14 protein-coding genes and 1 pseudogene are annotated in these 13865 nt (G+C 31.3%); 6 read left to right on the top strand and 9 right to left on the bottom strand.

Annotated elements, in window-relative coordinates; all coding sequences use genetic code 11:
• Positions 1–365 precede the first annotated feature (365 nt).
• Positions 366–446 carry a delta-hemolysin gene (gene hld / locus HMPREF3247_RS15125; protein WP_000046022.1) on the bottom strand — a complete coding sequence of 27 codons (81 nt, stop codon included), beginning with the start codon at positions 444–446 and terminating at the stop codon, positions 366–368.
• Between the two features lie 289 nt (positions 447–735).
• On the opposite strand from hld, the gene agrB reads away from it, so the two are divergent.
• The 5 genes and pseudogenes from agrB to HMPREF3247_RS03655 all read left to right on the top strand — a co-directional run bounded on the left by agrB (position 736) and on the right by HMPREF3247_RS03655 (position 3675).
• The gene (gene agrB / locus HMPREF3247_RS03675; RefSeq protein WP_001105707.1) at positions 736–1305 is read left to right on the top strand and encodes an accessory gene regulator AgrB; all 570 of its coding nucleotides are present in this window, start codon (positions 736–738) and stop codon (positions 1303–1305) included.
• Positions 1302–1442 carry a cyclic lactone autoinducer peptide AIP-I precursor gene (agrD, locus tag HMPREF3247_RS03670; protein WP_001093929.1) on the top strand — a complete coding sequence of 47 codons (141 nt, stop codon included), beginning with the start codon at positions 1302–1304 and terminating at the stop codon, positions 1440–1442. The genes agrB and agrD overlap by 4 nt, the downstream gene beginning before the upstream one ends.
• A 24-nt stretch (positions 1443–1466) precedes the next feature.
• The gene (gene agrC, locus HMPREF3247_RS03665) at positions 1467–2759 is read left to right on the top strand and encodes a quorum-sensing sensor histidine kinase AgrC (RefSeq protein WP_001657119.1); all 1293 of its coding nucleotides are present in this window, start codon (positions 1467–1469) and stop codon (positions 2757–2759) included.
• 18 nt (positions 2760–2777) lie between these two features.
• Positions 2778–3494, top strand: a complete 717-nt coding sequence (gene agrA / locus HMPREF3247_RS03660) for a quorum-sensing response regulator AgrA (protein ID WP_000688498.1) — start codon at positions 2778–2780, stop codon at positions 3492–3494.
• A gap of 71 nt (positions 3495–3565) precedes the next feature.
• A pseudogene (locus HMPREF3247_RS03655) lies at positions 3566–3675 on the top strand (hypothetical protein).
• Between the two features lie 187 nt (positions 3676–3862).
• On the opposite strand, the gene HMPREF3247_RS03650 reads toward HMPREF3247_RS03655, so the two are convergent.
• From HMPREF3247_RS03650 to HMPREF3247_RS03620, 7 genes are all read right to left on the bottom strand, one after another.
• Entirely contained in the window at positions 3863–4822 is a 960-nt protein-coding gene (locus HMPREF3247_RS03650; protein ID WP_001253302.1) for a carbohydrate kinase family protein, read from the bottom strand.
• On the bottom strand, positions 4819–6303 hold the full coding sequence (locus tag HMPREF3247_RS03645) for a sucrose-6-phosphate hydrolase (RefSeq protein WP_064130040.1): 1485 nt from the start codon (positions 6301–6303) through the stop codon (positions 4819–4821). Before HMPREF3247_RS03645 ends, HMPREF3247_RS03650 begins: the two co-directional genes overlap by 4 nt.
• 148 nt (positions 6304–6451) lie before the next feature.
• Entirely contained in the window at positions 6452–7402 is a 951-nt protein-coding gene (locus HMPREF3247_RS03640; protein WP_000790326.1) for a LacI family DNA-binding transcriptional regulator, read from the bottom strand.
• Positions 7403–7584: 182 nt separating this feature from the next.
• Positions 7585–8835: an ammonium transporter gene (locus HMPREF3247_RS03635; protein WP_001052259.1), complete on the bottom strand. Its 1251-nt coding sequence runs from the start codon at positions 8833–8835 to the stop codon at positions 7585–7587.
• Positions 8836–9042: 207 nt separating this feature from the next.
• A complete protein-coding gene (locus HMPREF3247_RS03630; protein WP_000581077.1) occupies positions 9043–9267 on the bottom strand; it encodes a sulfurtransferase TusA family protein in 225 nt (74 codons plus the stop codon).
• A gap of 59 nt (positions 9268–9326) precedes the next feature.
• Positions 9327–10406, bottom strand: a complete 1080-nt coding sequence (locus tag HMPREF3247_RS03625; RefSeq protein WP_000266878.1) for a YeeE/YedE family protein — start codon at positions 10404–10406, stop codon at positions 9327–9329.
• Positions 10407–10709: 303 nt separating this feature from the next.
• Entirely contained in the window at positions 10710–11345 is a 636-nt protein-coding gene (locus HMPREF3247_RS03620) for a redox-sensing transcriptional repressor Rex (protein ID WP_001283612.1), read from the bottom strand.
• 252 nt (positions 11346–11597) lie between these two features.
• Here HMPREF3247_RS03620 and HMPREF3247_RS03615 point away from each other — a divergent pair, with 252 nt between their 5' ends.
• Positions 11598–13526 carry an ABC-F family ATP-binding cassette domain-containing protein gene (locus HMPREF3247_RS03615; RefSeq protein ID WP_000602069.1) on the top strand — a complete coding sequence of 643 codons (1929 nt, stop codon included), beginning with the start codon at positions 11598–11600 and terminating at the stop codon, positions 13524–13526.
• Between the two features lie 144 nt (positions 13527–13670).
• Here HMPREF3247_RS03615 and HMPREF3247_RS03610 read toward each other — a convergent pair whose 3' ends face one another.
• Positions 13671–13799, bottom strand: a complete 129-nt coding sequence (locus tag HMPREF3247_RS03610) for a hypothetical protein (RefSeq protein ID WP_001792272.1) — start codon at positions 13797–13799, stop codon at positions 13671–13673.
• Positions 13800–13865: the final 66 nt, after the last annotated feature.

Raw genomic sequence — 13865 nt, 5'->3', positions numbered from 1 at the left:
CTTTATTACAATAAAAAAGGCCGCGAGCTTGGGAGGGGCTCACGACCATACTTATTATTAAGGGAATGTTTTACAGTTATTTTTTCAATCTATTTTTGGGGATGTTATTAATTATGAAAAAAATTTTATTTATCAAATAATGATAAATCGATGTTGTTTACGATAGCTTACATGCTAGAAATAATTATCTGTAATGATAATTAAGAAAAATACATAGCACTGAGTCCAAGGAAACTAACTCTACTAGCAAATGTTACTCACTTGCTAATTTTACATGGTTATTAAGTTGGGATGGCTTAATAACTCATACTTTTAGTACTATACGAAGATAACAAATTTACAATGAAAGTAATTAATTATTCATCTTATTTTTTAGTGAATTTGTTCACTGTGTCGATAATCCATTTTACTAAGTCACCGATTGTTGAAATGATATCTTGTGCCATTGAAATCACTCCTTCCTTAATTAAGATAAAAATTCTTAAAATTAAACAACTCATCAACTATTTTCCATCACATCTCTGTAATCTAGTTATATTAAAACATGCTAAAAGCATTTATTTTCCAATTTTTCTTAACTAGTCGTTTTTTATTCTTAACTGTAAATTTTTTTATGTTAAAATATTAAATACAAATTACATTTAACAGTTAAGTATTTATTTCCTACAGTTAGGCAATATAATGATAAAAGATTGTACTAAATCGTATAATGACAGTGAGGAGAGTGGTGTAAAATTGAATTATTTTGATAATAAAATTGACCAGTTTGCCACGTATCTTCAAAAGAGAAATAACTTAGATCATATTCAATTTTTGCAAGTACGATTAGGGATGCAGGTCTTAGCTAAAAATATAGGTAAATTAATTGTTATGTATACTATTGCCTATATTTTAAACATTTTTCTGTTTACGTTAATTACGAATTTAACATTTTATTTAATAAGAAGACATGCACATGGTGCACATGCACCTTCTTCTTTTTGGTGTTATGTAGAAAGTATTATACTATTTATACTTTTACCTTTAGTAATAGTAAATTTTCATATTAACTTTTTAATTATGATTATTTTAACAGTTATTTCTTTAGGTGTAATCTCAGTATATGCTCCTGCAGCAACTAAAAAGAAGCCCATTCCTGTGCGACTTATTAAACGAAAAAAATATTATGCGATTATTGTTAGTTTAACCCTTTTCATTATCACACTTATCATCAAAGAGCCATTTGCCCAATTCATTCAATTAGGCATCATAATAGAAGCTATTACATTATTACCTATTTTCTTTATTAAGGAGGACTTAAAATGAATACATTATTTAACTTATTTTTTGATTTTATTACTGGGATTTTAAAAAACATTGGTAACATCGCAGCTTATAGTACTTGTGACTTCATAATGGATGAAGTTGAAGTACCAAAAGAATTAACACAATTACACGAATAATTTAAATAGAGAGTGTGATAGTAGGTGGAATTATTAAATAGTTATAATTTTGTTTTATTCGTATTAACTCAAATGATATTAATGTTTACAATACCAGCTATAATTAGTGGTATTAAGTACAGTAAACTTGATTATTTTTTCATTATAGGAATTTCGACATTATCGTTATTTCTATTTAAAATGTTTGATAGCGCGTCCTTAATTATTTTAACTTCATTCATTATTATAATGTATTTTGTCAAAATCAAATGGTATTCTATTTTGTTGATTATGACTTCACAGATTATTCTGTACTGTGCTAACTACATGTATATTGTTATATATGCATATATCACCAAGATTTCTGATAGTATATTTGTAATATTCCCTAGCTTTTTTGTAGTTTATGTGACTATTAGTATACTATTCTCATATATAATAAATAGAGTTCTCAAAAAAATTAGCACACCATATCTAATACTAAACAAAGGATTTTTAATAGTTATTTCGACTATCTTACTGCTTACTTTTTCATTATTTTTCTTTTATTCACAAATAAACTCGGATGAAGCTAAAGTAATAAGGCAGTATTCTTTTATTTTTATTGGTATCACTATATTTTTAAGTATATTAACATTTGTTATTTCTCAATTTCTCCTTAAAGAGATGAAATATAAACGTAATCAAGAAGAAATTGAAACCTATTATGAATATACATTGAAGATTGAAGCTATCAACAACGAAATGCGCAAGTTCCGTCACGATTATGTCAATATCTTAACAACGCTTTCAGAATTCATTCGAGAAGATGACATGCCTGGCCTACGTGATTATTTCAATAAAAATATTGTACCTATGAAAGACAATTTACAAATGAATGCTATAAAATTAAATGGTATCGAGAATCTTAAAGTACGTGAAATTAAAGGCTTAATTACTGCGAAAATTTTACGTGCACAAGAAATGAATATTCCGATTAGTATCGAAATACCCGATGAAGTAAGTAGCATTAACTTGAATATGATCGATTTAAGTCGCAGTATTGGTATTATTCTTGATAATGCAATTGAGGCATCAACTGAAATTGATGACCCTATCATTCGCGTTGCATTTATTGAAAGTGAAAATTCAGTAACGTTTATTGTTATGAATAAATGCGCTGATGATATACCACGCATTCATGAATTGTTCCAAGAAAGTTTTTCTACTAAAGGTGAAGGTCGTGGTTTAGGTCTATCAACTTTAAAAGAAATTGCTGATAATGCAGACAATGTCTTATTAGATACAATTATCGAAAATGGTTTCTTTATTCAAAAAGTTGAAATTATTAACAACTAGCCATAAGGATGTGAATGTATGAAAATTTTCATTTGCGAAGACGATCCAAAACAAAGAGAAAACATGGTTACCATTATTAAAAATTATATAATGATAGAAGAAAAGCCTATGGAAATTGCCCTCGCAACTGATAATCCTTATGAGGTGCTTGAGCAAGCTAAAAATATGAATGACATAGGCTGTTACTTTTTAGATATTCAACTTTCAACTGATATTAATGGTATCAAATTAGGCAGTGAAATTCGTAAGCATGACCCAGTTGGTAACATTATTTTCGTTACGAGTCACAGTGAACTTACCTATTTAACATTTGTCTACAAAGTTGCAGCGATGGATTTTATTTTTAAAGATGATCCAGCAGAATTAAGAACTCGAATTATAGATTGTTTAGAAACTGCACATACACGCTTACAATTATTATCAAGAGATAATAGCGTTGAAACGATTGAATTAAAACGTGGCAGTAATTCAGTGTATGTTCAATATGATGATATTATGTTTTTTGAATCATCAACAAAATCGCACAGACTCATTGCCCATTTAGATAACCGTCAAATTGAATTTTATGGTAATTTAAAAGAACTGAGTCAATTAGATGATCGTTTCTTTAGATGTCATAATAGCTTTGTCGTCAATCGCCATAATATTGAATCTATAGATTCGAAAGAGCGAATTGTCTATTTTAAAAATAAAGAACACTGCTATGCATCGGTGAGAAACGTTAAAAAAATATAATAAGATAATAAAGTCAGTTAACGGCGTATTCAATTGTAAATCTTGTTGGATTTTAACAAGATAACTAGCAAATGCACTGTATAGCTGGCTTTTTAATTGTTTAATAACAAAATTAAATATGACGCGTGAATTAAAAAATGATGTAACGTTTCTTTGTATACCTATTCCTATTACTACATAATTTATCAATTTCTATTTCACTCTACAATCCTATGGCGCAATTTTTAACAAAATATACTAAATTTGAAATCGACAGTTTCCTTAAATAAAATACTACAATTTCCTACCCCATGAATCTTATTTTGTTTTAAAAAACAGTGTAGCACAAGATTCAACTTGTTTCCTACACTGTTTTATAAATGAATTATTTAAAATGCTTGTTCAACCTCTTGTAATGTTGGCAAACTATTAATAGCACCATACTTCGTTGTCACTATTGCAGCAACGCGATTGCTAAACGCTAAAATTTCCTCACCTTCATTTTCAAATAACTGAGTTAAATTTAACACATCGGTTGCTAAAATCCTGCTAATAACTGCACCAATAAAAGCATCCCCTGCCCCAGTTGTATCAACAGGTTTCACCTTATAGCCACTATGATAATGATTAATACCATTCTTCAAATATACGGCAGCACCATCTGCTCCCTTCGTATAAATGACTACAGTGACATTACCTGTAAATAATGATTGAATGGCTTCATTTTCATCATGAATACCTGTAATAAATTCTAATTCTTCATCTGAAACTTTTACAATATGCGCCAATGGCAAAAAGGTATGAATAGTTTGTCTTAAATCTTCAGCGTTATCCCATAATGGCAATCTTACATTAGGATCAAATACGACAGTACCATTTGCATTTAATGTTTTGGTAATCAATTGATAATGTGCATCTCTCATCGGACTATCGACCAAATCAACAGAACAAAAATGTACTACATCATTTTCATTCACATCAATATCATTCACAAAACTTGGTTCAAATAACATATCAGCAGAGGGCTTACGATAAAAAGAAAAATCTCGCTCGCCCGCTTCAGTCAAACTCACAAAAGCTAACGCAGTGTTTGCTTCATTCGTGCGATACACTTTTGATACATCTACACCAATACTTGATATCGTTTCAATAATGCTATCTCCAAATGCATCATTACCTAATTGTGTAATCATATACGCTTGTTGTCCTAACTTTTGAACTGTACAAGCTACATTGCATGGCGCGCCACCAATTTGCTTCGTAAATGTTTGAACATCTTTTAAATTCGCATTTGTAATATTTGGAATAAAATCAATTAACGCTTCTCCTATTGAAAATAGACGTCTCATTTATGTTCATCCTTTAAATCATATTTAGTAAATTGTAAATATACTTGCCCTGATTCTGTTGATGTTTTAATACCTAGTGCGTCTTCTGTCGGGAAAATTCGAGATGTCAAAACACGTTCCCCATCATTACAGAAAATTTCTATACTAGATGTATCAACAAAAATTTGTAATTGCTTTAATGGCGTGTCTAATATCGTACTACGCGTCGTACCTTCAACATTTGTCGGCAATAAACCACTGTCGCTGCGATCTAATGTTATTTTATTTTCACGCTTGTTATAAGCGATTAATGTTGAAGAAGTCTTAGATGTACGTAATTCAAAGTACACTTCGGTAGCATCATTATCCAAAATATCTATGATTAATTCATACTGTTTACCTTCATACGGATGTAATTTTCGAGTAAATTTATTTGCGTAGCCTAATGCTGTCTCTTTATTGTGACGTAATTTTTCCAACGCTGGATATGGACGCTGCTTAAGTTGACCATTTTCTACATTTAATACACGAGGAATTGTTAAGCAATGGGCCCATCCTTCATTATCAGTAGGATATTCGATTTCCGGTAACCCCATCCATCCAATTAGTACTCGTCGGCCTTTTTCATCTAAAAATGTTTGAGGTGCATAGAAATCAAAGCCATTATCAAGCTCGACAAAATTTTCATGTTCATATGTTAACTTTTCAATATCAAACTTTCCAAGTATATAACCACTTTGATAAATATTTTTGAACTGATCGCCTTTTGGTTCAATACCTTGTGGACAAATAAGTATGACATCTTGATTATCTACATTAAAGTAATCTGGGCATTCCCACATATATCCAAAATCATCCAACTCTGTATTTATTTCACCTAAATAATGCCAATTAATTATATCTTCAGTATTATAAAGTAATAATCGACCTTGCTGATCATTATTTTGTGCGCCAATGATCGCATAATATTTCTCACTATATTTAAAAACTTTAGGATCTCTAAAATGACTTGTATATCCTTCTGGTTGCTGGCTAATTACTGGCTTTGGAAACTTTTCAACTGAACCGTCTTCTTTCAGTCGTGCGATCATCTGACTCGCATGTCGTTGCCAATGATTATCTCGATGATTTCCTGTGTACATATAATATAAATGCCCGTTATATTCAAAAGCGCTACCGCTATATACACCATGGCTGTCATATTTAGTATCTGGATTTAAAATTGGCCCTTCAGCTTGAAAGTTTATTAAGTCATCACTCGTGTAGTTATACCAATACTTTAAGCCATGTACTGCGCCTAATGGGAACCATTGATGTGAAACATAATACTTCCCTTTATAAAAAATAAGTCCGTTGGGGTCATTTAATAAGCCTGTTTCTGGTTGTATATGAAATTGTTGACAAAATTTTGATTGATCAACTTGTTGTTTTAATGTTTTAAAATACTCAGTATCAACGTCCTCGATTCGTTGATAACGTTCTTCTCTAGTCCATTCGGTCATAATATTTACCCAGTCCTCCTTTTATAATTTATGCTGTTAACAATTTATATTCTATTATAGCAAATTTTACCTACGTTCTTTAACTTTTAACCTATCCATTTATAGTTATATGGTATCGGTTCCACATTTATTTTAAAAAATACAGCGTCTAAATATTAACATCTACTGTGACGCTATATGGCATATCTTGCTTTTTAAGCATCTGTTGTATCTCTTCCATCGCGCATTGGCCAGCTTCAAAATAATTATAATGAATTGTTTTTATCGATGGAGACACTAATTGTGTCATTGGGTCACCACCAAAACCATATATTTGATGTGGTTTCATAACATCTTTTTTATCAGAATAATATTTATAGGCAGCTAATGCAATCGTATCAGTTGCTCCAACAACCGCATCTACTTGCTCCACATTTTCCAAAACATTTGCAACATCTTTTTGTGCTTCCACATAAGTAAAATTTGTTTCATGTATATTAGGTTTAATTTGGTATTTAGCTAACTGGTCAAGTAAACCACGTTTTCTATATATACCAACTGCAATATCTTTTTCACTTACGCTAAACACTTCAACTTGTTGATATCCCTGTTGACCAATCCATTCGCCTATAATTTGACCTGCTTTATAATCATCATGCACAATACTATGAAGTTGTTCATGTTGTTGACCAACAATAACGATTGGTACATTCATTTTATTAATGACTTCTATATGTCTCTCTGTTATATCTGTAGCCATTAAAACAATACCATCTACTTTACTGCGTGCTAATGTTTCAAGCGCTTGTATTTCTGCTTCGATATTTAAACCTGTATAATTTAAAATTAATTGTGATTCATATTTTTGGCATTGTTTTGCCAATCCTTTGATTGTTTCGTCTACTGCATATGAATTCATTCTAGGTATAATGGCACCAATAAGGTGTGTTTGTCTCGCTCTTAAACTTTGAGCAAATTGATTCGGTTGATAGTCATGTTCTGCTATAATTTTTGTTAATTTTTCACTTGTTTTTTTACTGACAGATCCATTATTTAAAAATCTAGATACTGTACTTTTTGAAACGCCTGCCAATTTGGCAATATCAGATATATTTTTCATACTTATTCACCTATCATTATTTGTGACACTTAGCCTTATTTTAGCATATGTGTAACCGCTTTAAATAATATTTCTGCTTCTTTCATAAAAAGATTTCAAAATAAAACTTTTGTATAACAAAATGTCCCAACATCAACCTTTAGTTAAATGTTAGGACAATGAATATTCTATGTAAATATATTCTAATATCGAATATGTTTATTGAATCTATTTAGCTCACCTTCAAAGTAAGCATGTTCACCGTGAACAATCTTGTCTAATCCTATATTCGTTTCTTGTTCCGTAACAGATAATGGTGTAATTAATTTAATTACTTTCGCAATAATAAACGTCATGACGATACTAAAAATTACAACTGCTGTTACACATAATATTTGTACAAGTATAATATGTATGTCACCAGTATAAATAAAGCCATTCTCAATGTCAGGATTGGCTTTTTTACTTTGGAAAACTGCTGTTAAAACAGCACCAATAATACCACCAACACCGTGGATACCAAATGCATCTAATGCATCATGATATTTTAGTTTTACCTTGATGTAATTAATGACAATATAACAACAGATACCTCCTATTAAAGCCATTATTGTTGCACTAAGATATGTTACATATCCTGCTGCAGGAGTAATAACAACTAATCCTGCTAATGCACCGAGTAAAAGTCCAAGTAAACTTGTCGTCTTTTTAAAAATATATTCTAAAATTAACCAACCTATAGCACCTGCACTGGCTGAAATGACAGTATTTGTAAATGCAAGCATCGCAATATTATCAAATGTAAAAGCACTACCTACATTAAATCCATACCAACCAATCCACACGAATATACCGCCAATCAACGTAATGATAAGATTATGTGGTGTTGATTCAGAATGATTGTTTCCTTTTCCAATCATAATAGCTAATACTAAACCAGAAACACCTGATGTAATATGAACAACCGTACCTCCAGCGAAATCTAATACACCGAGTTTGTTAATCCAACCGCCGCCCCAAACCCAATGTGCTACTGGACTGTATACAAGAGCAGTCCATATTACTACGAATAATAAATAAGGAATAAACTTCATTTTCTCAGCGATTGAACCAGATAAAATAGAAATTGCAATCGTACAAAACATCATTTGAAATAACATAAACAAAGCGAAAGGAATATGTGGGCTAATATCTTCTTGAGTCGCAAAACCTACATGATTAAGAAAAGTATATTCCCAATTTCCGAACCATAAATTCCCTTCCCCAAAACTAATTGTAAAACCAACTGTTATCCATACAAATGTAACAAGCACAATTGCTGCCATACTTTGCATGACAGTATTAAGCGCATTTTTAGATTGAACTAACCCACCATAAAATAAACTTAATCCTGGTGTCATTAGCCAAACTAATAATGTACACAAAAACATAAATATCGTATCGTTAAGATTCATACTTACCACTCCCTTGTTTTCATAATAATCTGACAATTTATAAAAAGCAAAAATGCGTTAAGTTTTATTACATCTTTTGGAATAAAATGTGCCACACTATATAAAAATGATTTCATGAACTAAAACAAAAAAGACTACTTACTCACTTTTAAATTAGCGGAAGTAGCCATAGAATCTAACATCTATTTTATTGTTAAAATGATAACGTTAAACTTTTTGAATTGTAATTGTCCATGAAGCATTATCAATTTGTTCATAGTTTGTTACAGGATATCCATTTTCTGCTGCCCAATTTGGAATAGCTTCCGTCGCTTGCGTGCAATCAAAATCAATTTTTAATTCATCTCCAGATTGCAATGTTGCCATTTTCTTTTGCGCTTCAATTAACGGAAATGGACATACCATTCCTACTGTACCTAATTCGTGTATCATAATTATTTCTCCTTTTCCAATCACTTTTATTTGATCAACATCATTTGCATAATAATCTTCTATACTATTTGCGTTTGCTGTTTAACCTTTGCAGATTGTTGTTGTACTTTTTTCATTGGACGAACAAAGATAAAATGACTCATTGTCCATACACCAACTATCATCGATGCTAGCGCAATCCATCCTTGCCAAGTCATCGTTGCCGTTTCAACCAAACCGTTACCGATAGAACAACCACCAGCAACTGACGCACCAAATCCCATACATATGCCACCAATAGCACTGTTTCGTATTGTAATCTTGTCTGGCAATCGCCATTTAAATTCTCTTGATCCTCTAGCTGCAATATATGAACCAATGAAAATTCCTAGAACTAAAAAGACACCCCAATCAATAAATTTAGTTTCACCTGTAATCAAAAAGTGTACTAAATTTGCTGAAGGCGTTGTTATACCTAAACCGTCATTTCTTCCAGTTGATGCACTCATTGGCCAAGCTAAGAGTGCGATAAGTCCAATTACAATTGCTGCAATAAATGGATGGTATCGTTTTTCGAAAAGGTAATATCTAATACCTGTATAACGTTGCTTTAGTTTTGGAACAGCAACTCGAACTTTCTTATTATTGAGTGTTCTTACAACTAGAAAAATGGTGATTATAGTTAATATAACGACTAATCCCCAAAACGGAATGCCAGTTGTTTGAGACATATCACTATTTACATTCGTTGGTTGATTAATTTTATCCATTACTGGCTTTAAAATCCCTGTTTTAGTGATTGCTGCAGTAACAGCATATAATACTAATGCAATCCAACTACCAATTAGCCCTTCACCAGCGCGATACCAAGTACCTGTTGCACACCCTCCAGCCAATACTATTCCAATTCCAAAAATAAAAGAACCTATGATTGTTCCCAATATTGGAAAACTATGTGCAGGAATTTTTAAAATATCTGTTGCCGTCAAAATCAATAATCCTATACTTTGAATAGTAATAGCGATTAATAATGCATAGAACATCTTATTATTCTTTTGCACATACATATCTCGAAAGCCACCTGTTAAACAAAATCTTGTTCTTTGCATGACAAAACCTAAGAGTCCCCCGACAATTAAGCCACTAAAAATCATCCACATAATCCTAACCCCTCATTTCCGATAAGTTTAGTATGTATTATAGGTGATGATTTTCTTGTTTTCAACCTTATACACAATATTTTTGATATTTATATTATATTCATATAAGGAAGGCGATTAATTACGATTCATCGTTATATCTCTACGTGTTAATTTATTAACCTATACTATATTTATCAGCACAACAGTTTTTCCTTTCATTTTCAAACATAACAGAAAAAGCCTGAGACATACTTAGTCCCAGACTGTTCTATAATTAATTAAAGATATAACAAGGTTAATCATTCAAAGCTAACATCACATTTATTCACTGTAATTTTTCATAAAGAATAATAATGACTGTAATTCTATACCTAAGTCAATTTGATGTACTTGCACATCTGAAGGCGTATTAATTCTACCAGGAGTGAAGTTTAAAATACCTTTCACACCAGCTTGGACGAGTTCATCTGCAACTTTCTGTGCAACTCTTTCTGGTGTAGTTAGAATCACAACATCTATTTCTTCCTTCTTCAATGTTGTTATTAATTCATCGTTATCTTTAACAATAACGTTCCCTATTTTCTGGCCAATAACATCTTCTTTTACGTCAAACGCTTCTGTAATCGTCATATCGTCATGTATTGAAAAGTTATATGTGAGCAAAGCTTTCCCTAGGTTCCCAACTCCGACAATTGCGATTTTGATCATGTCACTCTCGCTTAGTTCAGATTTAAAGAAATCCAATAAACTATCTATATTATATCCGTACCCTTTTTTACCTAATTCGCCAAAATATGAAAAGTCACGACGAATTGTTGCCGAGTCAATTTGTAACGCATCGCTAATCGCTTTTGAATTTACACGATCTATACCTTTAGATTTTAATGAACTGACAAATCTATAATATAACGGCAAACGTTTTAAAGTTGCTCGAGGAATTTTAACTTGGTCACTCATTCGCTATTTCCTCCTTCGTGTTTGAATGAATTATATCTATGTATTCAAACGAGTTAGAGCGTAATTGTTAGATTATTAAAAAACAAATAATTGATTACAATGAATACCTAAATATTATACATTATTGAATTTTAAAAATAAATATCTTAGTTTCAAGACGGCGTTTTATACTGTAAAATGGTTATTAATGTAATAATTACGACTTTTTTCATAAGTTAATAAAATTTGAGAAAGACGAAAGGTGAAGATCGAATGATACTTTTACAACTCAATCATATATCAAAATCGTTCGATGGTGAAGATATATTTACTGATGTTGATTTTGAAGTAAAAACTGGTGAACGAATTGGTATCGTAGGAAGAAATGGCGCCGGTAAATCAACATTGATGAAAATTATAGCTGGCGTAGAAAACTATGATTCTGGAAATGTGTCAAAAATTAAAAACTTAAAACTAGGTTATTTAACTCAACAAATGACTTTAAATTCTAATGCAACAGTTTTTGAAGAAATGTCAAAACCATTTGAACATATTAAACGAATGGAAAGCTTAATCAAAGAAGAAACAGATTGGTTATCAAAACATGCAAATGATTACGATAGTGATACATATAAAACACATATGTCTCGTTATGAATCTTTATCGAATCAATTTGAACAATTAGAAGGATATCAATATGAAAGTAAAATTAAAACAGTACTTTACGGGTTAAATTTTAGTGAAGAAGATTTCAATAAACCTATCAATGATTTTAGCGGTGGCCAAAAAACACGTTTATCTTTAGCTCAAATGCTATTAAACGAACCTGATTTATTACTTTTAGATGAACCTACTAACCACTTAGATTTAGAAACGACAAAGTGGCTTGAAGATTATCTACGTTATTTTAAAGGTGCAATCGTCATCATCAGCCATGATCGTTACTTTTTAGATAAAATAGTTACTCAAATTTATGATGTGGCTTTAGGTGATGTCAAACGCTATGTTGGTAATTACGAGGAATTTATACAGCAACGGGATTTATATTATCAAAAACGAATGCAAGAATATGAAAGTCAACAAGCAGAAATAAAACGATTAGAAACTTTTGTTGAGAAAAATATTACCCGTGCTTCAACAAGTGGAATGGCAAAAAGTAGACGTAAGATTTTAGAAAAAATGGAACGCATTGATAAACCAATGTTAGATGCCAAAAGTGCAAATATTCAATTTGGCTTTGACCGGAATACAGGTAATGACGTCATGCATGTAAAAAATTTAGAAATCGGTTATCAAACTGCAATTACCAAACCTATCAGTATAGAGGTCTCTAAAGGCGATCATATAGCAATCATTGGGCCAAATGGTATTGGAAAATCGACCTTAATTAAAACTATTGCTAATCAACAAAAAGCGCTTAATGGCGATATTACTTTCGGCGCAAATTTACAAATTGGTTATTATGATCAAAAGCAAGCAGAATTTAAATCTAGTAAAACGATTTTAGATTATGTGTGGGATCAATATCCGTTAATGAATGAAAAAGATATTCGAGCAGTTCTTGGACGTTTCTTATTTGTACAAGACGATGTTAAAAAGATAATTAATGATTTATCTGGTGGTGAAAAAGCACGTTTACAACTAGCACTACTTATGTTGCAACGTGACAATGTACTTATTTTAGATGAACCTACCAACCACCTCGATATAGATTCAAAAGAAATGTTAGAGCAAGCACTCCAACATTTTGAAGGAACAATACTATTTGTTTCCCATGATCGTTACTTTATTAACCAATTAGCAAACAAGGTATTTGATTTAACAATTGATGGCGGAAAGATGTATTTAGGAGATTATCAATATTACATTGAAAAAGTTGAGGAAGCGGAAGCGTTGAAAGCGCACCAAGAAGAACAGTCAGTTAACGTACAAGCACATAAAAAGTCTATGGAACAATCGTCGTATCATAACCAAAAAGAACAAAGACGTGAACAACGCAAACTTGAACGACAAATATCCGAGTGTGAAAATGAAATAGAAACTTTAGAGACTACTATCTTACAAATAGACGAGCAATTAACCCAACCAGAAGTGTATAACAATCCACAAAAAGCAAACGAATTAGCTATCCAAAAACAAGATAGCGAACAAAAATTAGAACACGCTATGTCTAAATGGGAAGAATTACAACAAAAACTATAAAAATATACATAACTCTAACTGTAAAATCGCTATAGTTAGAGTTATTTTTTTACAAATTTTAATTTTTTTTATTCACAATAAAAACGCTGATATTAAAGCTATCCACAGACTTATCCTAGTTATCCACAAGTAAATTAACACTAATCAATTATTTATTTTCTGTTTTCCCACCTGATATCCACAATAAATGACGTTATCAACACCTTTTATCCACAAGTTATTCACCCTTTGTTGATAAGTACGCATGTTCTCTATTGACATTGTTTTTATCAAAATTCATTGTTAAGACACTTTCTTTATGAAATAAGGCTGGGACATAAATCCCTAAAAAACAGCAGT

It is taken from the genome of Staphylococcus sp. HMSC36A10 (genome assembly GCF_001838845.1).
GTDB classification, from domain to species: domain Bacteria; phylum Bacillota; class Bacilli; order Staphylococcales; family Staphylococcaceae; genus Staphylococcus; species Staphylococcus aureus.
This window is presented reverse-complemented; position numbering and strand designations above follow the sequence as displayed.

Bases quoted from the DNA above. Each gene is read 5' to 3' on its own strand.
- HMPREF3247_RS03640 (WP_000790326.1), bottom strand. From the start codon at position 7,402: ATGAAAAATATATCTGATATTGCCAAATTGGCAGGCGTTTCAAAAAGT.
- agrD (WP_001093929.1), top strand. From the start codon at position 1,302: ATGAATACATTATTTAACTTATTTTTTGATTTTATTACTGGGATTTTA.
- HMPREF3247_RS03630 (WP_000581077.1), bottom strand. From the start codon at position 9,267: ATGATACACGAATTAGGTACAGTAGGAATGGTATGTCCATTTCCGTTA.
- hld (WP_000046022.1), bottom strand. From the start codon at position 446: ATGGCACAAGATATCATTTCAACAATCGGTGACTTAGTAAAATGGATT.
- HMPREF3247_RS03620 (WP_001283612.1), bottom strand. From the start codon at position 11,345: ATGAGTGACCAAGTTAAAATTCCTCGAGCAACTTTAAAACGTTTGCCG.
- HMPREF3247_RS03645 (WP_064130040.1), bottom strand. From the start codon at position 6,303: ATGACCGAATGGACTAGAGAAGAACGTTATCAACGAATCGAGGACGTT.
- HMPREF3247_RS03635 (WP_001052259.1), bottom strand. From the start codon at position 8,835: ATGAATCTTAACGATACGATATTTATGTTTTTGTGTACATTATTAGTT.
- HMPREF3247_RS03625 (WP_000266878.1), bottom strand. From the start codon at position 10,406: ATGTGGATGATTTTTAGTGGCTTAATTGTCGGGGGACTCTTAGGTTTT.
- HMPREF3247_RS03615 (WP_000602069.1), top strand. From the start codon at position 11,598: ATGATACTTTTACAACTCAATCATATATCAAAATCGTTCGATGGTGAA.
- agrA (WP_000688498.1), top strand. From the start codon at position 2,778: ATGAAAATTTTCATTTGCGAAGACGATCCAAAACAAAGAGAAAACATG.
- HMPREF3247_RS03650 (WP_001253302.1), bottom strand. From the start codon at position 4,822: ATGAGACGTCTATTTTCAATAGGAGAAGCGTTAATTGATTTTATTCCA.